This is a genomic window from Streptococcus oralis subsp. oralis, assembly GCF_002096435.1.
GTDB classification, from domain to species: Bacteria; Bacillota; Bacilli; order Lactobacillales; family Streptococcaceae; genus Streptococcus; species Streptococcus oralis_AA.
Map to the genome: position 1 here is coordinate 115,191 of NZ_NCUI01000024.1, position 21,686 is coordinate 136,876.

Annotated in this window: 27 protein-coding genes; 18 read left to right on the forward strand and 9 right to left on the reverse strand. The window is 41.6% G+C overall.

From position 1 onward, the window contains the following. Positions 1–115 precede the first annotated feature (115 nt). The 7 genes from B7723_RS04035 (at position 116) to B7723_RS04065 (ending at position 6,616) form a co-directional block, all read left to right on the forward strand. The gene (locus B7723_RS04035) at positions 116–1,051 is read left to right on the forward strand and encodes a dihydroorotate oxidase (protein ID WP_084849807.1); all 936 of its coding nucleotides are present in this window, start codon (positions 116–118) and stop codon (positions 1,049–1,051) included. A 33-nt stretch (positions 1,052–1,084) separates the two neighbouring features. Further along, a complete protein-coding gene (holA, locus tag B7723_RS04040; RefSeq protein ID WP_084849806.1) occupies positions 1,085–2,122 on the forward strand; it encodes a DNA polymerase III subunit delta in 1,038 nt (345 codons plus the stop codon). A 69-nt stretch (positions 2,123–2,191) separates the two neighbouring features. Then, positions 2,192–2,797, forward strand: coding sequence for a superoxide dismutase SodA (gene sodA, locus B7723_RS04045; protein WP_000974728.1), 606 nt, complete (start codon positions 2,192–2,194; stop codon positions 2,795–2,797). Positions 2,798–2,951: 154 nt separating this feature from the next. Further along, positions 2,952–3,482: a YutD family protein gene (locus B7723_RS04050; RefSeq protein WP_084849805.1), complete on the forward strand. Its 531-nt coding sequence runs from the start codon at positions 2,952–2,954 to the stop codon at positions 3,480–3,482. Between the two features lie 20 nt (positions 3,483–3,502). Continuing rightward, entirely contained in the window at positions 3,503–4,588 is a 1,086-nt protein-coding gene (gene rlmN / locus B7723_RS04055) for a 23S rRNA (adenine(2503)-C(2))-methyltransferase RlmN (protein ID WP_000804768.1), read from the forward strand. Between the two features lies 1 nt (position 4,589). Next, positions 4,590–5,078: a VanZ family protein gene (locus B7723_RS04060; RefSeq protein ID WP_084849804.1), complete on the forward strand. Its 489-nt coding sequence runs from the start codon at positions 4,590–4,592 to the stop codon at positions 5,076–5,078. After that, positions 5,075–6,616 (forward strand): ABC-F family ATP-binding cassette domain-containing protein, encoded by a 1,542-nt coding sequence (locus B7723_RS04065; RefSeq protein WP_084849803.1) that lies wholly within the window; start codon positions 5,075–5,077, stop codon positions 6,614–6,616. The genes B7723_RS04060 and B7723_RS04065 overlap by 4 nt, the downstream gene beginning before the upstream one ends. Before the next feature lie 42 nt (positions 6,617–6,658). Here B7723_RS04065 and B7723_RS04070 read toward each other — a convergent pair whose 3' ends face one another. Together B7723_RS04070 and B7723_RS04075 are read right to left on the reverse strand one after the other, a co-directional pair. Next, positions 6,659–6,898: a zinc-ribbon domain-containing protein gene (locus B7723_RS04070; protein WP_000600214.1), complete on the reverse strand. Its 240-nt coding sequence runs from the start codon at positions 6,896–6,898 to the stop codon at positions 6,659–6,661. A gap of 27 nt (positions 6,899–6,925) precedes the next feature. Beyond that, on the reverse strand, positions 6,926–7,732 hold the full coding sequence (locus B7723_RS04075; RefSeq protein ID WP_084849802.1) for a peptidylprolyl isomerase: 807 nt from the start codon (positions 7,730–7,732) through the stop codon (positions 6,926–6,928). A gap of 217 nt (positions 7,733–7,949) precedes the next feature. On the opposite strand from B7723_RS04075, the gene rpsP reads away from it, so the two are divergent. The 6 genes from rpsP to B7723_RS04105 all read left to right on the forward strand — a co-directional run bounded on the left by rpsP (position 7,950) and on the right by B7723_RS04105 (position 10,509). Continuing rightward, positions 7,950–8,222, forward strand: coding sequence for a 30S ribosomal protein S16 (rpsP, locus tag B7723_RS04080; protein WP_000268760.1), 273 nt, complete (start codon positions 7,950–7,952; stop codon positions 8,220–8,222). A gap of 19 nt (positions 8,223–8,241) precedes the next feature. Then, positions 8,242–8,481, forward strand: coding sequence for an RNA-binding protein KphA (gene kphA / locus B7723_RS04085; protein ID WP_000379617.1), 240 nt, complete (start codon positions 8,242–8,244; stop codon positions 8,479–8,481). Positions 8,482–8,523: 42 nt separating this feature from the next. Further along, positions 8,524–8,856, forward strand: a complete 333-nt coding sequence (locus B7723_RS04090) for a MazG nucleotide pyrophosphohydrolase domain-containing protein (protein WP_084849801.1) — start codon at positions 8,524–8,526, stop codon at positions 8,854–8,856. A 75-nt stretch (positions 8,857–8,931) separates the two neighbouring features. Continuing rightward, the gene (rimM, locus tag B7723_RS04095; RefSeq protein ID WP_042902149.1) at positions 8,932–9,450 is read left to right on the forward strand and encodes a ribosome maturation factor RimM; all 519 of its coding nucleotides are present in this window, start codon (positions 8,932–8,934) and stop codon (positions 9,448–9,450) included. Continuing rightward, on the forward strand, positions 9,440–10,159 hold the full coding sequence (trmD, locus tag B7723_RS04100; RefSeq protein ID WP_002882191.1) for a tRNA (guanosine(37)-N1)-methyltransferase TrmD: 720 nt from the start codon (positions 9,440–9,442) through the stop codon (positions 10,157–10,159). The genes rimM and trmD overlap by 11 nt, the downstream gene beginning before the upstream one ends. 11 nt (positions 10,160–10,170) lie before the next feature. Beyond that, positions 10,171–10,509, forward strand: coding sequence for an ATP cone domain-containing protein (locus B7723_RS04105; protein WP_084849800.1), 339 nt, complete (start codon positions 10,171–10,173; stop codon positions 10,507–10,509). 27 nt (positions 10,510–10,536) lie between these two features. Here B7723_RS04105 and B7723_RS04110 read toward each other — a convergent pair whose 3' ends face one another. Then, positions 10,537–10,857: a eukaryotic translation initiation factor 4 gamma gene (locus tag B7723_RS04110; protein ID WP_001250030.1), complete on the reverse strand. Its 321-nt coding sequence runs from the start codon at positions 10,855–10,857 to the stop codon at positions 10,537–10,539. 103 nt (positions 10,858–10,960) lie between these two features. On the opposite strand from B7723_RS04110, the gene B7723_RS04115 reads away from it, so the two are divergent. After that, on the forward strand, positions 10,961–11,179 hold the full coding sequence (locus B7723_RS04115; RefSeq protein ID WP_049479683.1) for a YdbC family protein: 219 nt from the start codon (positions 10,961–10,963) through the stop codon (positions 11,177–11,179). A 33-nt stretch (positions 11,180–11,212) separates the two neighbouring features. Here B7723_RS04115 and B7723_RS04120 read toward each other — a convergent pair whose 3' ends face one another. The 3 genes from B7723_RS04120 to gor form a co-directional block, all read right to left on the reverse strand. Then, a complete protein-coding gene (locus B7723_RS04120) occupies positions 11,213–11,770 on the reverse strand; it encodes a TetR/AcrR family transcriptional regulator (protein WP_084849799.1) in 558 nt (185 codons plus the stop codon). A gap of 392 nt (positions 11,771–12,162) precedes the next feature. Then, a complete protein-coding gene (locus B7723_RS04125) occupies positions 12,163–12,699 on the reverse strand; it encodes a biotin transporter BioY (RefSeq protein WP_000709019.1) in 537 nt (178 codons plus the stop codon). A gap of 143 nt (positions 12,700–12,842) precedes the next feature. Then, complete coding sequence (gene gor / locus B7723_RS04130; protein WP_084849798.1) at positions 12,843–14,189, reverse strand: glutathione-disulfide reductase; 1,347 nt, start codon at positions 14,187–14,189, stop codon at positions 12,843–12,845. 265 nt (positions 14,190–14,454) lie between these two features. On the opposite strand from gor, the gene B7723_RS04135 reads away from it, so the two are divergent. The 4 genes from B7723_RS04135 (at position 14,455) to metG (ending at position 19,718) form a co-directional block, all read left to right on the forward strand. Next, the gene (locus B7723_RS04135; RefSeq protein WP_084849797.1) at positions 14,455–15,639 is read left to right on the forward strand and encodes an efflux RND transporter periplasmic adaptor subunit; all 1,185 of its coding nucleotides are present in this window, start codon (positions 14,455–14,457) and stop codon (positions 15,637–15,639) included. Next, the gene (locus B7723_RS04140) at positions 15,623–16,324 is read left to right on the forward strand and encodes an ABC transporter ATP-binding protein (RefSeq protein ID WP_000733793.1); all 702 of its coding nucleotides are present in this window, start codon (positions 15,623–15,625) and stop codon (positions 16,322–16,324) included. Before B7723_RS04135 ends, B7723_RS04140 begins: the two co-directional genes overlap by 17 nt. A 1-nt stretch (position 16,325) precedes the next feature. Beyond that, positions 16,326–17,585 (forward strand): ABC transporter permease, encoded by a 1,260-nt coding sequence (locus tag B7723_RS04145; RefSeq protein WP_001180392.1) that lies wholly within the window; start codon positions 16,326–16,328, stop codon positions 17,583–17,585. A gap of 135 nt (positions 17,586–17,720) precedes the next feature. Next, positions 17,721–19,718 (forward strand): methionine--tRNA ligase, encoded by a 1,998-nt coding sequence (gene metG, locus B7723_RS04150; RefSeq protein WP_084849796.1) that lies wholly within the window; start codon positions 17,721–17,723, stop codon positions 19,716–19,718. A 16-nt stretch (positions 19,719–19,734) separates the two neighbouring features. Here the strand turns inward: metG and B7723_RS04155 are convergent, their stop codons facing one another. The 3 genes from B7723_RS04155 to coaA form a co-directional block, all read right to left on the reverse strand. Then, positions 19,735–20,268, reverse strand: coding sequence for a DNA topology modulation protein (locus tag B7723_RS04155; protein WP_084849795.1), 534 nt, complete (start codon positions 20,266–20,268; stop codon positions 19,735–19,737). 52 nt (positions 20,269–20,320) lie between these two features. After that, complete coding sequence (rpsT, locus tag B7723_RS04160) at positions 20,321–20,557, reverse strand: 30S ribosomal protein S20 (protein ID WP_002895661.1); 237 nt, start codon at positions 20,555–20,557, stop codon at positions 20,321–20,323. A 67-nt stretch (positions 20,558–20,624) separates the two neighbouring features. Continuing rightward, positions 20,625–21,545, reverse strand: a complete 921-nt coding sequence (gene coaA / locus B7723_RS04165; RefSeq protein ID WP_057489195.1) for a type I pantothenate kinase — start codon at positions 21,543–21,545, stop codon at positions 20,625–20,627. Positions 21,546–21,686: the final 141 nt, after the last annotated feature.

Sequence of the window (21,686 nt, forward strand, 5' to 3'; positions counted from 1 at the left end):
ATACTAAGAGCATTATCAAAAAACGAACGTTTTCTCTAGAAATAACTTTCTCAAAGAGAAAATCTTAAAGTATGGTATAATATTAGAAATAAAAGGAATCTGGAGGATCAGAATCATGGTATCAACGAAAACACAAATAGCTGGCTTTGCGTTTGACAATTGCTTGATGAATGCAGCGGGTGTGGCTTGTATGACGATAGAAGAGCTTGAAGGGGTCAAAAACTCAGCGGCAGGTACTTTTGTTACGAAGACTGCGACCTTGGACTTTCGTCAGGGAAATCCTGAACCACGTTACCAGGATGTTCCACTTGGTTCTATCAATTCCATGGGCTTGCCAAATAATGGCTTAGACTACTATCTGGACTATCTTTTGGACTTGCAGGAAAAAGAGCCAAACCGTACTTTCTTCCTATCTCTAGTTGGCATGTCTCCAGAAGAAACACATACCATTTTGAAAAAAGTTCAAGAGAGTGAATTTAAAGGACTGACAGAGCTTAATCTCTCTTGTCCAAATGTTCCAGGAAAACCTCAGATTGCCTATGATTTTGAGACAACAGACCGTATCTTGTCTGAGGTATTTGCCTACTTTACCAAACCTCTTGGAATCAAATTGCCACCTTATTTTGATATTGTTCACTTTGATCAAGCGGCAGCTATTTTCAACAAATATCCGCTCAAGTTTGTTAACTGTGTCAACTCTATCGGGAACGGCCTTTATATAGAAGGCGAGTCGGTCGTTATTCGTCCTAAGAATGGTTTTGGTGGGATTGGAGGAGAGTATATCAAGCCGACTGCTCTTGCTAATGTGCACGCCTTTTTCCAACGTTTAAATCCTCAAATCCAAATCATCGGAACGGGTGGCGTTCTGAACGGTCGTGATGCCTTTGAACACATCCTCTGTGGAGCTAGTATGGTACAGGTCGGAACCACCCTTCACAAGGAAGGCGTCGGTGCTTTTGAGCGTATTACCAATGAACTAAAAGCAATCATGGAGGAAAAAGGATACGAGAGCCTAGAAGATTTCCGTGGGAAATTGCGCTATATTGACTAAATGAAATAGAAAAACAAGAAGAAAGGAGAGAAGATGCTAGCCATAGAAGAGAGTCAAAACTTGTCTCTATCAAACTTATCTAGCTTGACCTTATTTACAGGGACAGACCAGGGACAGTTTGAAGTTATGAAGAGTCAAGTGTTGAAACAGATTGGTTATGATCCAGCTGATCTCAATTTTGCTTACTTTGATATGAAAGAAGTAGCTTATAAAGACTTAGAGTTGGAGTTGGTCAGTCTCCCTTTCTTTGCGGATGAGAAAATCGTGATATTAGACCATTTTGTCGATATCACAACAGCCAAAAAACGCTTTTTAGCAGATGATGAGCTCAAGTCGTTTGAGGCATACCTTGATAACCCTTCGCCAACAACCAAGTTGTTGATTTTTGCAGAAGGAAAGTTAGATAGTAAAAGACGGCTGGTCAAATTGCTCAAACGAGATGCGACTGTATTTGATGCTATTGAACCCAAGGATCAAGAACTCCGCCAGTATTTCCAAAAATGGAGTCAGACACAAGGTCTGCAGTTTGTGGGGCAATCCTTTGAAAATCTACTTATCAAATCTGGTTTTCAATTTAGTGAAATCCAGAAAAATCTCCTTTTTTTACAGTCTTATAAGTCAGATGGCATGATAGAGGAGAAGGATATTGTCGAGGCTATACCAAAGACCCTGCAGGACAATATTTTCGACTTAACTCAGTTTATCTTGGCTAAGAAGATTGATCAGGCCCGTGAGTTGGTTAGAGATTTGACCTTGCAAGGGGAAGACGAAATCAAGCTCATAGCTGTCATGTTAGGACAGTTCCGAACCTTTACCCAAGTGAAAATCTTATCAGAGGCTGGTCAAACGGAATCGCAGATTGTAAGCAGTCTGGGGACTTATTTGGGACGCAATCCTAATCCTTATCAAATCAAGTTCGCATTAAGAGATTCGAGAGGGATTTCCTTGGCTTTTCTCAAGCGAGCGATTTCTTATTTAATTGAAACGGACTACCAGATTAAGACAGGTGTCTATGAAAAAGGGTACCTGTTTGAAAAGGCACTTTTGCAGATCGCGGCAGAGGCAAATTGAGCAAAAAACTTGAAAAAAGAGGATGATTGCGTTATCATTTTCATATAGAAAGAAAAAGAGGTATTACAGATGGCTATTATCTTACCAGACCTTCCATACGCATATGACGCTTTGGAACCATACATCGATGCAGAAACAATGCACTTGCACCATGACAAACACCACCAAACTTATGTCAACAATGCAAATGCAGCTCTTGAAAAACACCCTGAAATTGGTGAAGACCTTGAAGCTTTGCTTGCTGATGTAGATTCTATCCCAGCTGATATCCGTCAAGCACTTATCAACAATGGTGGTGGACACTTGAACCACGCTCTTTTCTGGGAATTGATGACTCCTGAGAAAACAGCTCCATCAGCAGAACTTGCAGCAGCAATCGATGCAACATTTGGCTCATTTGAAGAATTCCAAGCAGCCTTTACAGCAGCAGCTACAACTCGCTTCGGTTCTGGATGGGCTTGGTTGGTTGTCAACAAAGAAGGGAAGCTTGAAGTGACTTCAACAGCAAACCAAGACACACCAATCTCAGAAGGTAAAAAACCAATCTTGGGCTTGGACGTTTGGGAACATGCTTACTACGTGAAATACCGCAACGTGCGTCCTGACTACATCAAAGCTTTCTTCTCAGTCATTAACTGGAACAAAGTAGACGAGCTTTACGCAGCAGCTAAATAAAAAATATGGAGGGAAGAGTCAATCTTCTCTTTTTAAGGTTATAAAGCAGAAGTCTGACAGAATCGTCAGACTTTTTTCATTTAGAGGATATTCGTGCCAACTTGTAGAAAATATGGTAAAATAGAGTGTTAAGTAATCGTGGAAAAGGAAGACTATGCGTAAAGAAATTGCACCTGAATTATACAATTATAACAAGTTTCCTGGCCCAGAATTTCATGTGAATGGGGATAAGGTTGAGACTGAAGGGATTGCTTTTACCTTGGTTGAAAATATCAAGGATGCCTTCGATGTGACAGTCTTTAATCAACGCTTTTCAGAAGTGTTGACCAAGTTTGATTATGTCGTGGGGGACTGGAGCAATGAACAGCTCCGTCTACGTGGCTTTTATAAAGACGACCGAACAGAGGAAAAAAATGAAAAGATTAGTCGCTTACAGGATTATCTTTTAGAGTACTGTAGTTATGGTTGTGCTTATTTTGTCCTAGAAAATCAAGCACCGAAACGGGCTTCATTTGACAAGAAAATGCGTAAAAAAGAGGAGGAAAACCTTCCTAGAAGAGGGAAGAAATCTTCGCAAAACAAGAGAAAACCAAATGCCGATAAGCGAAATAGACGTCGTCATAAGGATCAAAAGTCTCAGAAAGAGGACAAGGGACAGCGCCATTTTGTCATTCGTCAGAAATAGATAGAGAATAAGGAGAAGAGATGAAACCGTCTATTTATAGTTTAACACGTCAAACCATGCAAGAATGGGTTTTAGAACAAGGAGAAAAGAAATTCCGAGCAGATCAAATCTGGGAATGGCTCTACCGTAAACGTGTCCAGTCCTTTGAAGAAATGACCAACCTTTCCAAGGATTTGATTGCTAAGCTCAATGAGCAGTTTGTGGTCAATCCATTGAAACAACGGATTGTACAAGAGTCAGCTGACGGTACCGTTAAGTATCTTTTTGAGTTGCCGGATGGCATGTTGATTGAGACAGTGCTGATGCGTCAACACTACGGTTTGTCAGTCTGTGTGACCACTCAGGTTGGTTGTAATATTGGTTGTACCTTCTGTGCGTCAGGCCTGATTAAGAAGCAACGTGACCTTAATAACGGGGAAATCGTAGCGCAGATCATGTTGGTTCAGAAATACTTTGATGAGCGTGGTCAGGACGAACGTGTCAGCCATATCGTTGTCATGGGAATTGGTGAACCATTTGATAACTACAACAATGTTTTGAATTTTGTTCGTACCATCAATGATGACAAGGGGATGGCTATCGGTGCTCGTCACATCACAGTTTCAACTTCAGGTTTGGCCCATAAAATTCGTGACTTTGCTAATGAAGGCGTACAGGTCAATCTGGCTGTATCCCTTCACGCACCCAATAATGAATTGCGCTCAAGCATCATGAAGATTAACCGCGCCTTTCCAATTGAAAAACTCTTTGCAGCGATTGAGTATTACATCGAAACAACCAACCGCCGTGTAACTTTTGAGTATATCATGCTCAATGAAGTCAATGACGGAGTCGAACAAGCCTTGGAGCTGGCTGAGTTGCTCAAGAACATCAAGAAATTGTCTTATGTAAACTTGATTCCCTATAACCCAGTTAGTGAACATGACCAATATAGCCGTAGTCCTAAAGAGCGCGTGATGGCCTTCTACGATACCCTCAAGAAAAAAGGGGTCAACTGTGTTGTTCGTCAAGAACATGGTACTGATATTGATGCAGCTTGTGGACAATTGCGCTCCAATACAATGAAACGTGACCGCCAGAAGGCAGTCGCAGCGGTAAATCCATAAAATGATTAGAAAAAGAGAATTAATCTTGAGATTGGGAGTGGCTATTTACAGTCTTTGCATTGTCTGTTTTTGTTTTACTCCCCAGCCTCAACTTCCTACAGGAGTGGAAACTCCAGGTATTCAAACTTTTGGACGCCTGGTTTTTCTTTTAACTCCCTTAAACTCCCTTTGGAATCTGGGTGAAGTGACTAGTTTGGGACAAGTCATTTGGATCTTTTTGCAGAACATTTTAAATGTCTTCTTGCTCTTCCCGCTGGTCTTTCAACTGCTCTACCTCTATCCAAACTTACGAAAAACGAAAAAAATCATCCTTCTCAGCTTTCTACTGAGTCTAGGAATTGAGTGTACGCAGCTGGTCTTAGACTTTTTCTTCGACTTTAATCGCGTCTTTGAGATTGATGATTTGTGGACCAATACCTTGGGTGGCTACCTAGCTTGGGTTCTCTACAGAAAATTAAATGTAACTAAACTTACAAAGGAATTAAAATGAGTATTTTAGAAGTTAAAAATCTGAGTCACGGTTTTGGTGACCGTGCAATTTTTGAAGATGTGTCCTTCCGTCTTCTTAAGGGAGAGCATATCGGTCTTGTCGGTGCTAACGGTGAAGGAAAATCAACCTTTATGAGCATCGTGACTGGTAAAATGCTGCCAGATGAAGGAAAGGTGGAGTGGTCTAAGTATGTGACTGCTGGCTACTTGGACCAGCATGCTGTGCTAAAGGAAGGTCAAACTGTGCGCGATGTCTTGCGGACAGCCTTTGATGAGCTATTTAAAGCAGAAGCTCGTATCAATGACCTCTATATGGAAATGGCTGAAGACGGGGCGGATATTGATGCACTCATGGAAGAAGTTGGTGAACTCCAAGATCGTTTGGAGAGTCGTGATTTTTATACTTTAGATGCCAAGATTGATGAAGTGGCGCGTGCCCTCGGTGTCATGGACTATGGTATGGATACAGACGTAACAGCCTTGTCAGGTGGGCAAAGAACCAAGGTACTTTTGGCTAAACTCCTCCTTGAAAAGCCTGATATCTTGTTGCTTGACGAGCCAACCAACTATCTGGATGCTGAGCATATCGACTGGCTCAAACGCTATCTCCAAAACTATGAGAATGCCTTTGTCCTTATTTCACACGATATTCCTTTCCTCAACGACGTAATCAATATCGTCTACCATGTTGAAAACCAACAATTGACTCGCTATTCTGGTGACTACTACCAGTTCCAAGAAGTCTACGCTATGAAGAAATCTCAACTGGAGGCGGCCTACGAACGCCAACAGAAAGAGATTGCAGACCTCAAGGATTTCGTGGCTCGAAACAAAGCCCGTGTTGCAACGCGTAATATGGCCATGTCCCGTCAAAAGAAACTGGATAAGATGGACATCATCGAACTTCAAAGTGAGAAACCAAAGCCATCTTTTGATTTCAAACCGGCTCGTACACCTGGGCGCTTTATCTTCCAAGCCAAGGACTTGCAGATTGGTTATGACCGTCCCCTTACCAAACCCTTAAATCTCACCTTTGAACGCAATCAAAAGGTTGCTATTATTGGGGCAAATGGTATCGGGAAAACAACTCTCTTGAAGAGCCTCTTGGGCGTTATCCCACCAATCGCTGGAGAAGTCGAACGTGGCGACTACCTAGAACTTGGCTACTTTGAGCAGGAAGTAGAAGGTGGCAATCGTCAAACACCACTAGAGGCTGTCTGGAATGCCTTTCCTGCCCTTAACCAAGCAGAAGTCCGTGCGGCCCTTGCCCGCTGTGGTTTGACGACCAAGCACATCGAAAGTCAGATTCAGGTCTTATCAGGTGGGGAACAAGCCAAGGTGCGTTTCTGTCTCTTGATGAACCGTGAAAATAACGTTTTAGTGCTGGACGAGCCGACCAACCACTTGGATGTAGATGCCAAGGAAGAACTCAAACGTGCGCTTAAAGAATACAAAGGAAGTATTCTTATGGTTTGCCACGAACCAGACTTTTATGAAGGCTGGATGGACCAAATCTGGGACTTTAACAAGCTAACTTAAAAGTAGTAAAAAAGCCAAGTTGAAATGACTTGGCTTTTTTGACTAGTAATTTAAATAGTTTTCAACTTCAGATTTCTCAATTTCTTTACCGTAGTGGCAAATAGGACAAGAAACGAAGTAACTTTTACCATAAGGAAAAAGTGGAATCCAGTAGAGGGTGAACTTGCGTCCAGTTTCTACAATCTCCCAAGTGTCAACATTGTTACAGTGACCACATTCGATCGCAGTTTGAGTATGTCCCAAATCTTTCTGATAACCTTTAGAACCCCAAAATAAAATCATGTCATCGTCTCCTTATCTGTTGATGGTTTATTTCTTGCTGAAGTCGTAGTCTTTCACCACTTCGATACTATCAATGGTGATAGCAGACGTTGGTTTGTCTTTCTCATCTTTTTCAGCTTTGGCAATCTTGTCAACAACGTCCATGCCATCGGTGACTTGACCAAAGACAGGGTGTTTGCCGTCTAGACTAGGATTTCCGCCCTCTTTATAGGCTTCGATGATTTTCTTTGGATACTTGCTAGTAGGGAGTTTAGCAGAAATATCTGTCGAGTTTTGGTTGATGAAGAATTGGCTACCGTTGGTGTTTGGTTGACCAGTGTTAGCCATAGCAAGGGCTCCTCGGATATTGTATAGGTAAGGAGAGATTTCATTTTTAAAACCAGTTCCCTTGTCCTTTGTTTTATCCTTATCATGCCAGATAGATTGGCCCCCTGTACCATCTCCCTTAGGATCTCCAGTTTGAACCATAAAGCCATCAATGACACGGTGGAAGGTGATGCCGTTATAGTAACCTTCCTTAGCATGAGTAAGGAAGTTTTCAACCGCAAGAGGTGCTAGTTTTGGAAAGAGCTTGATACGGATATCGCCTTGATTTGTGTGTAAAATGACCTCAGATTCATCTTCAGCAACTTCCTTAGAAAGTTGAGGGAAGTTGGCATTGTCATTTGTCAATGCGTCATTCAAATCTTTGGCAGCCTGAGCAGCTGCTTTTGAGCTTTCTTCAGCTGAGATACTGGAGTCGACATACTCGTCACCACGGAGACCACGTTGGATACTAGTACATCCAGCAAGGGCTACCGTTGATAGTAAAAGAAGGGTTGCTAGTTTTTTCATTGTTAACCTCTCAAAAATTCATTTCTACCATTGTACCTTAAAAGGAGCTTGATTTCAAATGTAAAAGATTTTACTAAAAATTTCTAGTAGTAAAAAAAATTAAAACTCTGTCAAGTTTTTTTCTTGACACCTGTCAGAAATCTGCTATAATAGAACATGTGCTAAATAGCTCAGCTATTTCACCGAAATAAAAAAATAAGAAAAGAGACATTAAAAAATGGCAGTTAAAATCCGTTTGACTCGTATGGGTTCTAAGAAAAAACCTTTCTACCGTATCAACGTAGCAGACTCACGTTCACCACGTGACGGACGTTTCATCGAAACAGTTGGGACTTACAACCCACTTGTTGCTGAAAACCAAGTAACTTTGAAAGAAGACCGCGTTCTTGCATGGTTGGCTGATGGAGCTCAACCTTCAGATACAGTTCGCAACATCCTTTCAAAAGAAGGCGTATTGAAAAAATTCCACGATTCTAAATTCTCAAAATAAGTTTAAAGTAGGTTGACAGATGGATACGATTGAAAATCTCATTATTGCGATTGTGAAACCTTTGATTTCACAACCTGATGCCTTAACTATCAAGATTGAAGACACACCAGAGTTTTTGGAGTATCACTTGGATCTTGACCAAAGCGATGTCGGTCGTGTTATCGGTCGTAAGGGTCGCACTATCTCAGCGATAAGAACGATTGTCTACTCTGTCCCAACTGAAGACAAAAAAGTAAGAATCGTTATCGATGAAAAATAAAAAAGCGGGACAGATGTCTCGCTTTTTTGTGAGGAGGAGAAGATGAAGGATTTAACCTTTAGACAATTACAAGCTTACTTACTCGAACATTACCAGCAATCTCGAACTGAGGAAGGCCTCTTTATCAAGCTAGTGGAGGAAGTCGGAGAAGTAGCCGAGGTCTTGAATGGGCGCTCTGGTCGAAAAGAGGGTGTCCAGGACTCAAATGAGGAACTAGCCAAAGAACTGGCAGATATTATTCACTACACGGTCGCTATTGCGGCTATCAACGACATTGACCTAACCAAAACCATTTTTGAAAAAGATAAGAAGGCTGCCATTAAGTACCAGCATGAAAGAGATTTGGAAGGATTTTTGCAGAGAAAGGAGAGTTGATGTCCTCTTTCTCCAACTTGTGAAAATCCCTGGAACGTGATAAAATAAAGGATAGAAATAGATACAGGAGACAAGATGAACTACTTTAATGTTGGAAAAATCGTCAATACGCAGGGTCTACAGGGTGAGATGCGAGTCTTGTCTGTGACGGATTTTGCTGAAGAACGGTTTAAAAAAGGGGCAGAGCTGGCTTTATTTGATGAAAAAGATCAGTTTGTTCAAACAGTGACCATTGCAAGTCACCGCAAGCATAAGAACTTTGACATTATCAAATTCAAAGACATGTATCATATCAATGCGATTGAAAAGTACAAGGGTTATAGTCTCAAGGTCGCTGAGGAAGATTTGAACGATTTAGATGATGGTGAATTCTACTATCACGAGATTATCGGTTTGGATGTTTACGAGGGAGATAACTTGGTTGGAACCATCAAGGAAATTCTGCAACCAGGAGCCAATGATGTCTGGGTGGTAAAGCGAAAAGGTAAGCGAGATTTGCTTTTACCTTATATTCCGCCAGTAGTTCTCAATGTTGATATTCCAAACAAACGGGTTGATGTGGACATCTTAGAAGGGTTAGATGATGAAGATTGATATTTTAACCCTCTTTCCTGAGATGTTTTCTCCGCTGGAACACTCGATTGTTGGGAAGGCTCGAGAAAAAGGGCTCTTGGATATCCAGTATCATAATTTCAGAGAATATGCTGAAAAGGCCCGTCATGTTGACGATGAACCATACGGAGGCGGTCAGGGGATGTTGCTCCGAGCCCAACCCATTTTCGATGCCTTTGATGCTATTGAAAAGAAAAATCCCCGTGTCATTCTTCTTGATCCTGCTGGAAAACAGTTCGATCAAGCTTACGCTGAGGATTTGGCTCAGGAAGAGGAACTAATCTTTATCTGTGGTCACTATGAAGGGTATGACGAGCGTATCAAGACCTTGGTAACCGATGAAATTTCCCTAGGAGACTATGTTTTGACTGGAGGAGAATTGGCGGCCATGACCATGATTGATGCGACCGTGCGCTTGATACCAGAAGTGATTGGTAAGGAGTCTAGCCACCAAGATGATAGCTTCTCTTCGGGACTTCTTGAATATCCCCAGTACACTCGCCCTTATGACTATAGAGGCATGGTCGTGCCAGATGTGCTCATGAGTGGGCACCATGAAAAGATTCGCCAGTGGCGGCTCTATGAGAGTCTAAAGAAAACCTACGAGCGCAGACCTGACCTGCTAGAAAACTATCAACTGACAGCCGAAGAAGAAAAGATGCTGGCTGAAATCAAAGAAAACAAAGAATAAAGGAGAACCTTATGCAAGTAATCAAACGTAATGGAGAAATTGCTGAATTTGATCCAGATAAAATTTACCAAGCTGTCCTAAAAGCAGCTCAAACAGTTTATGTTTTGACCGATGACCTGCGTCAAAACCTAGCGCAAGTTACTAAAAAAGTCGTTTTGGACTTGGAAGAAGCAAAAGTAGAACGTGCTACTATCAGCATGATCCAATCAATGGTCGAGCACCGCTTACTTGGAGCTGGCTACATTACTATTGCAGAACACTATATCTCTTATCGCTTGCAACGCGATTTGGAGAGAAGTGGCTATAGTGACCATATCGCCGTTCATCTTCATTTTGAACAGATCCGTTAAGAAAAAGAGTGGGATGCAAAGAACATCTCACTCTTTCTTAAATAGACTTTTCTGAGCTTTTTGTACAGTTGAGGGAACGAAACGAAGTCGCTTAATGTCACTGATACGAATGATTCGAGTTACGTTTTTTGAAAAATTCTTGACGATAATTTGTTGGCGATTAGCATCGTGTTTAACAATATCACCCGTAAAACTTGTCTCAGCAAGTATGACATGAACAGCCGTCTTTTTCTGGATGGCTTGTTCAATCATAGCAGTGAGGGAGTTATCCTCGATTTGAGGATGATCATCATTCCCATTGAGAAAACCATGTAGTTTATCTAGAACTAGTTTGAATGTTTGTCTCATAGAATCCTCCCTTCTTATATATCCACATTATATAAAATTTTCCTAAAAACCACAAGATTTTTACGAATAGACTATAGAAAGCATATCACATAAAGGAGTTAAAATGGCAGAATTTACATTTGAAATCGAAGAACACTTGCTCACCTTGTCTGAAAATGACAAAGGATGGACAAAAGAACTAAATAGAGTTAGCTTTAATGGTGCCCCTGCAAAGTTTGATATTCGTTCTTGGAGTCCTGACCATACCAAAATGGGCAAAGGAATCACGCTTTCCAATGAAGAATTTCAGGTAATGGTCGATGCCTTTAAAGGGCAACAATAAAAAGAATCTTGAGTGCAACTCAAGATTCTTTTTTTAGGATACAATATAGTCACACAGAGAAGTTTTAGATAATTGAATGAAAGTCTTTCTAAATTCTTCAGGTGGAATTGGATCATCTTTACGAATCCAGACTTCAATGAAAGAGATTGCCATAGTCGTAATGATATAAGCGATGTCTTCTTTATTAAAATTATATTTCAGTTGGTAATTGACATTCTTGAGGACCCATTCAGAGTATGTTCCACGAAGAAATTCCTTCCAACATGGGTCGACTTGTGTGGTATACAAGGTGTTAACAACTTCCCTTTTTTCGTATATGAGAGGAAGTATATGGTCTGCTAAAAAGCTGATAGGATCTCCATCATTGCTAGGGCAGTACTTATTAAAGACGTTAAAAATGTGCTGATTGGTCTCTTCGTGAATGTATTCGATAATATCTTCAAAGTTGTTAAAATGCTTTTGATAAATCGCTTGTCGTGAAATACCAGCTTCAGCAGCAATTTCAGTCATTGTAAAGGAACTACGCTGAGGATTTTTCTTAGCTAGTGTGATGAGAGCCCCAATGATTAGCTCATGAGTATTCTTTGCCATAGAATTACCTTTCTACTTATAATTATTTACAGTTATTTTTGAATGAAGAAAAATCAGAATGTTCAAGTTAATATAAACAATCAATGAACATTAAATTTTCTGAATCTTTTAGGTAGCTCTATTGTATCACAAATAATTTATAAAATATAGCTATCTCAGTGAAAATACGTTTTCTGAAAAGTATACAATTGTTAAACTTCCAAAATCAATGGAAGCTTATTTGGTTTGAATCAATTAGAATACTTTTCTACTTTGCATATCATGAATAGCTGTAATTTGAAGAATAAAACGATTAATATTCATACTGGTATAAGAATAGTCAAGTAGCTAAATAGTGTACAGTTGATTCTTAGAAAGGAAATAGTCCAGAACAATGGTTCTAGACTATTCTTTTATCTTGAAAAATATGGAAGGCTTTTCAATCGTTTGAGTAGGGGACGACTAATGAAACTAATGGCAATAATCTTACCAAGATCAGGGAGGATAAAGGGAAGGACACCGACAGCTAGTGCCTGATCAAATGGCATCCCAGCAAGGAAGTGGAGGCTGAGAATACCTCCGACAAAGACGAGAGAGTCACCCAAGAGGTTGGCTAGGAAAATGCGAATGTAGCCACTATTTTGATGGATGAGATAAGATGTAAGTCCAGCATAGACAAGGTCGAACCAAAGATAGCCTGCACTTGGACCAACTAAAACGTGAAATCCAGCTCCTCCCCCTGCAAAAACAGGTAAACCAATGGCACCTAGCAGGAGATAGAGAGCTACAGATAAAACAGCTTCTCTGGGTCTAAAAACAGTAGCAATCAGACCGATCGCAAAGTTTTGCAGGGTGAAGGGGACAGGACCGATAGGGAGACTGATTTGTGCCAATACGGCAATGAGAGCAGCACCGATAGCAGGGATAGCATAGATATGAGCTTTTTTCAAAACTGTTAACCTCTTTTCAAAATTATAGTAACTATTATACTAATTCAGAAGAAAAAGTCAACCTATTTCTTATAACGAGGTAACAATTTTGTAACAGCGGATTTTGCATGTAAAAAGAGACCTCTTGAGGTCTCTTGCGATAATTAGCGCATGGTCACAAATTCTTCAGAAGCAGTTGGGTGGATAGCTACTGTAGCGTCAAAGTCTGCCTTGGTCGCTCCCATCTTGATAGCGACTGCAAATCCTTGAATCATCTCATCCACTCCGTAACCGAGTCCGTGAAGTCCGACAACCTTTTCATCAGCACCAGCGGTGATGAGTTTGAAGCGAGATTCTTGACGATGGTTTGTAACTGCTGAGTACATAGATGCAAAGCTTGACTTGTACACTTTGATGTGATCTTGGCCGTATTCTTTGATAGCTTGATCCTCGGTTAAACCTACCGTTCCGATTGCCGGGTGGGAGAAGACAACAGTAGGGATAGTAGTGTAGTCCATCTTAGCACTTGTTTTCCCATTAAAGAGACGTTCAGATAGGGTACGTCCAGCCTTGATGGCTACTGGAGTAAGTTCCTTCTCACCAGTAACGTCTCCAAGGGCATAGATACCATTTACAACTGTATTTTGATACTCATCCACTTGGATAAATCCACGTTCGTTGAGTGTAACTCCAGCCTTTTCTAACTCTAAGCCGTCTACATTTGGACGGCGGCCGGTAGCCCAGATAACTTGGCTTGCAGTGTGATTAGAACCATCTTCGAAATGAATCGTAATGCCTTGCTCAGTTTCTTCGAGTCTAACCGGAACCTTATGGGTGTGCAGAGGCAGGCCTGTTTTTTCCATTTCATTGACAAGACCTTCCACGATGTAGCTGTCAAAACCACGCAAAGGACGATCGCGACGGACGAACAAATCAGTTTTTACACCGAGTGCATGGAGAACACCAGCTAGCTCAACTGCAATATAGCCAGCTCCTAGGATAGCAACGGATTCAGGAAGTTGCTCCCAAGCAAAGACATCGTCTGAGCTACCACCGAGTTCAGCTCCAGGAATAGTTGGAATGCTTGGACGAGCGCCAGTCGCAATCACGATATGCTTGGCACGAATCAATTCACCATTAACACTGACAGTGTGGGAATCAATAAAATGAGCACGCCCCTCAATCAAATCAACTCCGTTGCGTTTGAAACTTCCATCATAAGATGAGCGAGCGCGGTCGATGTAGGCTTCACGGTTTTGACGAAGTTTTGCGAAATCAAATTGAACATCTGAACTTGTAAACCCATAGTCAGGACCGTAGTGGTGGAAGCTTTCAGCGATTTGCGCTCCATACCACATGATTTTCTTAGGAACACAGCCAACGTTGACACAAGTTCCACCTAATTTTTTCTCCTCGATAACAGCTGCTTTAGCGCCGTGTTCGCCAGCGCGGTTCATAGTGGCGATGCCGCCGCTCCCTCCACCAATGGCGATGATATCATATTCTCTCATAGAAAACTCCTTATAGCTTTGATAGTCATATTCTATCCTTTTTATTTTTTGAATGCAAAAATCTGCTACGGTAAAAAAATTATAAAAACTCTTGCCATTTTTTCAAAGATAGTGTATTATATACCTAGTACAATAATCCAAATACAAATACCGAACGAAATATTTCTCCTGAACTGTCATTGTTTCTCTCTGAACGATCATTGTTTAGGTCTCGTATTTCTGATATAATGGTTTTTGTAAGGCAAAAGAATAAAGGAGCTTGAAAATGAAAAGAAATAAAAAGGCAAAAAAATGGCAATTATATACAGCAATTGGTGTTGCCAGTGCTATTGTTATCGGTGCTGCGGGCATTTTGATTTTTAGACAACCTTCCCAGTCAGCAGTCAAGGAGGAAACCTCTCATATCGTTACTGCTAAGGAAGGTTCTGTTGCTTCATCGGTTCTCTTGTCAGGTACGGTTACAGCAAAAAATGAACAATACGTTTATTTTGATGCTAGTAAGGGAGATTTAGATGAAATTCTTGTTTCGGTTGGAGACAAGGTCGAAGAAGGGCAAGCTTTGGTGAAATACAGCAGTGCAGATGCTCAAGCTGCCTATGATGCAGCCGATCGTGCAGTTGCAAAGGCAGACCGTCATATCGAGGAGTTAAACAAGGCTCGTGAAAATGCATCAGCTGCACCAGCTTCCACACAAGTTCCAACAGAAGCAGGACTCCCAGAACAAGCCCAAGCAGCGACTTCTTCAGTATCCTCTATCGACTCTCAAATCAGTGATGCCAAGGATAATCGTGCAGATGCTGTGGCTCAGCTCAACAAGGCTCAAGCTCAGCTAGATGCTGCAACTGTCCTCAGTACACTAGAAGGAACTGTAGTTGAAGTTAATCGTAATGTTTCCAAATCGCCAACAGGTAACAGCCAAGTGGTAGTACATGTTGTAAGTAATGAAAACTTGCAGGTCAAAGGGGAGTTGTCTGAATACAACCTTGCTAACCTTTCTGTTGGGCAAGAAGTTACCTTTACTTCGAAGGTTTACCAAGATAAGAGCTGGGCAGGTAAAATTAGCTATATTTCTGATTATCCTAAAAACAATGGAGAAGCAGCAAATGCAGCCCTTGGAGGAAATACTGGATCTAAGTACCCTTATACTGTTGATGTGACTAGCGATATCGGTGAGTTGAAACAAGGCTTCTCTGTCAGTGTGGAAGTTAAGAACAAGAGTAAAGCCATCCTTGTTCCTTTAACAAGTGTCGTTACCGAAAATGACAAAAACTATGTCTGGCTTTTAGACGACCAGAAAAAAGCGAAGAAGGTAGAAGTTACTTTGGGGAATGCGGACGCAGACAACCAAGAAATTACTTCAGGTTTGACAGACGGTGCCAAGGTCATCAGTAATCCAACATCTTCCTTGGAAGAAGGAAAAGAGGTGAAGGCTGATGAAGAAACTAATTAGTCTAAAAAATATCTGCAGGAGTTATCGAAATGGTGACCAAGAACTGCAGGTCCTAAAAAATATTAACTTAGAAGTTCAAGAAGGTGAGTTTGTCGCCATTATGGGACCGTCCGGTTCTGGTAAGTCCACTTTGATGAATACCATTGGAATGCTGGATACACCAACCAGTGGAGAGTACTATCTTGATGGTCAAGAAGTAGCAGGTCTTGGAGAGAAACAACTGGCCAAGGTCCGCAACCAACAAATCGGATTTGTCTTTCAGCAGTTCTTTCTCTTGTCCAAGCTCAATGCTCTTCAAAACGTCGAATTGCCCTTGATTTACGCTGGTGTTTCGGCTTCAAAACGTCGGAAATTGGCGGAGGAATTTCTGGAAAAGGTTGAACTGACGGAACGCAGTCACCATTTGCCTTCCGAGTTATCAGGTGGTCAAAAGCAACGTGTAGCGATTGCTCGTGCTTTGGTAAATAATCCTTCTATCATCCTAGCTGACGAACCTACAGGAGCTTTGGATACCAAGACAGGAAATCAAATTATGCAGCTGTTGGTGGAGTTAAACAAGGAAGGGAAAACCATTATCATGGTCACGCATGAGCCTGAGATTGCTGCCTATGCCAAACGCCAAATTGTCATTCGTGATGGGGTCATCTCATCAGACAGTGCTCTGGTAGAAAAGGAGGAAAATTAAGATGCAGAATCTGAAATTTGCCTTTTCATCCATCATGGCCCACAAGATGCGTTCCTTCCTCACCATGATCGGGATTATCATTGGAGTTTCGTCTGTCGTCGTCATCATGGCTCTGGGAGACTCCATGTCTCGTCAGGTCAATAAAAACATGACCAAATCACAGAAAGATATCCATGTCTTTTTCTCTCCTATCAAAAGCAAGGACGGTTCCTTTACGCAGAAACAATCCGCTTTGACAGTCAGTGGGAAAGAAGAGGATGTTCATGTTGAACCACCAAAACCACTAGAATCCTGGGTCAAGGAAGCTGCTAAACTCAAAGGAGTAGACAGTTACTATGTCACCAACTCGACCAACGTTACCCTATCTTATAAGGATAAGAAGGTTGAACGAGCGACTCTGACAGGCGGAAATAGCACCTACATGAACGCAGTTGAAAATGAAATCGTTGCGGGTAGAAGTCTAAGACCGCAAGACTACAAGGAATTTGCCAGTGTGATTTTGTTGGATGAAGAACTAGCCAAGAGTTTGTTTGATAGTCCAGAAGCTGCGGTTAATCAAATCATCTCTGTCAATGAATTTAGTTACCGTGTTATTGGCGTTTATACTAGCAATGAAGCTAAAACTGCGAAAGCCTTTGGGATTGGTGGTCTTCCAATTACGACTAACATCTCTCTCGCAGCCAATTTTAATACTGATGAAATATCGAACATCGTCTTTCGTGTCAATGATACTAGTCTAACGCAGACCTTGGGTCCGGAGTTGGCTCGAAAACTGACTGAGATTGCAGGTCTTCAACAAGGAGAGTACCAAGTTGCGGATGCAACTGCCGCCTTCCAAGAGGTACAACAACTATTTGGTTTTATGACCACCATTATCAGTGCCATCGCAGGAATCTCTCTCTTTGTCGGGGGAACTGGTGTTATGAATATCATGCTGGTTTCGGTGACAGAACGCACGCGGGAGATTGGTCTGCGGAAAGCTCTCGGAGCTACTCGGGCTAATATCTTAGTACAGTTTTTGATTGAGTCTATGATCTTGACCTTGCTAGGTGGTGTCATCGGTCTTGGGATTGCTGCTGGAATGACCATGTTAGCTGGAGTATTGCTTCAAAACATGATTGCAGGTATCGAAGTTGGGGTTTCCCTCCCAATTGCTCTCTTTAGCTTGGCTGTGTCAGCCAGCGTTGGTATGATCTTTGGCGTCTTGCCGGCCAATAAAGCCTCTAAGCTTGATCCAATCGAAGCCCTTCGCTATGAGTAATATAAACAAGAGGAAAAACAAGATGGACATTTGTCTATCTTGTTTTTGTATGGATTTCCCTATCGAATATTACTGAAAATATGATATAATGAAGTGTTAGAAAAACAGGTTTCATTTGCCTGGAAAGGAAAAATTATGTCTGAAAAGAATTTTTATATTACAACACCGATTTACTATCCATCTGGTAAACTTCATATCGGTTCTGCCTACACAACCATCGCTTGTGATGTCCTAGCTCGATACAAACGCCTCATGGGCTATGATGTCTTTTATCTGACAGGTCTTGACGAGCATGGTCAGAAAATCCAGCAAAAAGCGGAAGAAGCTGGAATTACACCACAAGCCTATGTTGACGGCATGGCGGTTGGCGTCAAAGAACTCTGGAAATTACTCGATATCTCATACGATAAATTCATTCGTACAACGGATGACTACCATGAAAAAGTAGTGGCGCAAGTCTTTGAACGCTTGCTTGCTCAAGATGACATCTACCTAGGTGAATATTCTGGTTGGTATTCAGTCTCAGATGAGGAATTCTTTACAGAAAGCCAGCTTGCGGAAGTTTTCCGTGATGAAGCTGGAAATGTGACAGGCGGTATTGCTCCATCAGGTCACGAAGTGGAATGGGTTTCTGAAGAATCTTACTTCCTGCGCCTCAGCAAATACCAAGACCGTTTGGTTGAATTTTTCAAATCGCACCCTGACTTCATCACTCCAGATGGTCGTCTTAATGAAATGTTGCGTAACTTCATCGAGCCAGGTTTGGAAGACTTAGCAGTATCTCGTACAACCTTTACCTGGGGAGTTCCAGTCCCATCCAATCCAAAACACGTTGTCTATGTTTGGATTGATGCCCTTCTCAACTATGCGACTGCTCTTGGTTATGGTCAAGAGGATCATGCTAACTACGATAAATTCTGGAATGGAACGGTCTTCCACATGGTCGGAAAAGACATTCTTCGTTTCCACTCCATCTACTGGCCAATCCTTCTCATGATGTTGGATATGAAGTTGCCTGAACGTTTGATTGCCCACGGATGGTTCGTCATGAAAGACGGCAAGATGTCTAAGTCTAAAGGGAATGTCGTTTACCCTGAAATGCTAGTAGAACGTTATGGACTGGATCCACTTCGTTACTACCTCATGCGTAGCCTTCCAGTCGGTTCAGATGGAACCTTCACTCCAGAAGACTACGTCGGCCGTATCAACTATGAATTGGCCAATGACCTTGGGAATCTCCTCAACCGAACAGTTTCCATGATTAACAAGTACTTTGATGGACAAATTCCTGCCTATGTAGAGGGTGTGACTGAATTTGATAATGCTCTTGCTCAAGTAGCAGAGCAATCTATCTCTGACTACCATACACACATGGAAGCAGTTGACTACCCGCGTGCCCTAGAAGCAGTATGGACTCTTATCTCTCGTACTAACAAATACATCGATGAGACAGCTCCATGGGTCTTGGCTAAGGATGAAGCTCTTCGTGACCAATTGGCAAGTGTCATGAGCCACTTGGCAGCTAGCCTTCGTGTCGTAGCTCACATGATTGAGCCATTTATGATGGAAACTAGTCGCGCTGTATTGGCACAACTTGGTTTAGCAGAAGTTTCTAGCCTAGAAAACTTGAGCTTGGCAGATTTCCCTGCAGGTGTGACTGTTGTTGCCAAAGGAACACCAATCTTCCCGCGTCTGGACATGGAAGAAGAGATTGCCTATATCAAGGAACAAATGGAAGGCAACAAACCAGCAGTCGAAAAAGAATGGAATCCAGATGAAGTTGAACTCAAACTCAACAAGGATGAAATCAAGTTTGAAGACTTTGATAAGGTCGAGATCCGTGTCGCAGAAGTCAAAGAAGTTTCTAAAGTGGAAGGTTCTGACAAGTTGCTCCAATTCCGCCTAGATGCTGGTGATGGTGAAGACCGTCAAATCCTCTCAGGAATTGCCAAATACTATCCAAACGAGCAAGAATTGGTCGGCAAGAAAGTCCAAATCGTTGCCAACCTTAAACCACGCAAGATGATGAAAAAATATGTCAGCCAAGGAATGATCCTCTCAGCTGAACATGAAGGCAAGTTAACCCTTCTCACAGTTGATCCAGCTGTACCAAACGGAAGTGTGATTGGCTAAAAGCAAAAAACCAACGTTAGACACGTTGGTTTTTCTTGTTATGTGCGAGATTTTCTAAGAAGTGGTCCATCTCCTTTTGATACCGGAGGACAATTACTTTCTCAGGGTAGGTTTCTTGAACCCGTTGATAGCGTACTTTAGCATTCTTTGTCCGCCCATCCCAGAGAATCCATTTGATAAAATCCCAGTCAAAGCGTTCAGGACAGCCTGCTGCCATACTTTCTCTGACCTTGCCTCGGTATGTGAGATACCGTTTAAAGGCTCGAAAGAGACAAGTCCATGGTGAAAAATTGAGAAAGATGATTTGGTCGGCTTCCAGCATTCTTTCTTCATAGCAACACCAAGAGTAGTTGCCGTCTATGACCCAAGCTTCGTGCTTTGTGAGAAAGTTTTTCATCTCGCCCAACATCCATTCGCGGTCACTGTCTTGCCAACCAGGTTGAAATTGGAGTGTATCCATATGCAGTTTGGGGATGGAGTAGTAGTTTGATAATTTTTCAGCTAGGGTTGACTTGCCTGCTCCGGAATATCCTATAATTGCGATTTTCATTTTCTACCTTTTCTGACTAGAGGACAAAAAAACAGCCTCTATGGACTGTTTCTTATTTAGCAAGTTTAGCTGAAAGACGAGCTTTATCGCGGCTTGCTTTGTTTTTATGAATCAAACCTTTAGTTTCTGCTTTGTCGATAGCTGAGCTAGCAGCACGGAAAAGTTCTTCAGAAGGGTTTGCTTCGAAAGCTTTGATAGCAGTACGCATAGCTGATTTTTGAGCTGAGTTTTTTTCGTTGTGTTTAACGTTCAATTCAGCGCGTTTGATAGCTGATTTAATGTTTGCCAATGTTCTTACCTCCATATTTACTAACTATACCATTATATATGAAAACTTAGGTTTTGACAAGGGGAAATTATTTTTTTAGGTAAATTTCATCGATTTCATGGTTTTTAGCCTTGTGGAGAATAACCTCGGCCCGATTCCTTGTTGGTTCAATATAGTTTTGTAGATTTGTGAGATTAATGCTGGTCCAAACCTGATGTGCAAAGGCTTCAACTTCTCCAATCGGCATTTGCGTAAAGCGGTGGTAGTAGCTGTTGGGATCATTTTGGGCAAAGCTGAGCAGTTTTAAGAAACGATCCAGATACCAACTTTCAATGTCCTCGACAGCAGCATCCACATAGATGGAGAAATCAAAGAAATCAGTGATGTAAAGGCGCTCATTTTGAGGGTTTTGAAAGACATTGATGCCTTCGACAATAACAAAGTCAGCAGCTTTGACACGTTGTTTCTCTCCAGGAACGATGTCATACACTTCATGAGAATAGACAGGAATATCGACATCTTGTCCATTCTTTAGGCGATCAAGAAAATCCAGTAAAGCTTCCATATCATAACTTTCAGGAAAACCTTTGCGATTTAATATATCTTGGTCCATCAAGGTTTGATTGGGATAGAGAAAGCCGTCAGTTGTCACCAATTCTACAGTAGCATCAGTAACTGTACGAGAGAGAAGGATTTGCAGAAGTCGGCTAGTTGTTGATTTTCCTACAGCTACACTTCCTGAAACTCCAATAATGAAGGGTTGAGATTTACTCTCTCTTTGGAGAAAAATCCCCTTAGAAAAGGCTAAATCCTCTTTGGTGCGTTTGTAAATTTGGATGAGATGAGCTAAAGGTAAATAAATATCTGTCACATCTTGCAGGCTAATCTGGTCATTGAAACTCTTGATGGATTCTAACTCTTCCTCTGTCAAGGGAGGGGTTGTTTTGCGATGCAATGATTGCCAAGTCTGGCGACTGATTTTTTCAAAATGTAAAAATTCGTTGGTCATTTGTTTTCCCCTAGATATTTTGTTTATCATACCATAAAAAGCTAAAAAAATAAAGCGGTTTCTTGATGGTAGTAAGTCAATATCGTATAATAGAGATGGAGGTTGAATAGTTTAATGATTAGATAGGGAATTGTTTTTGAT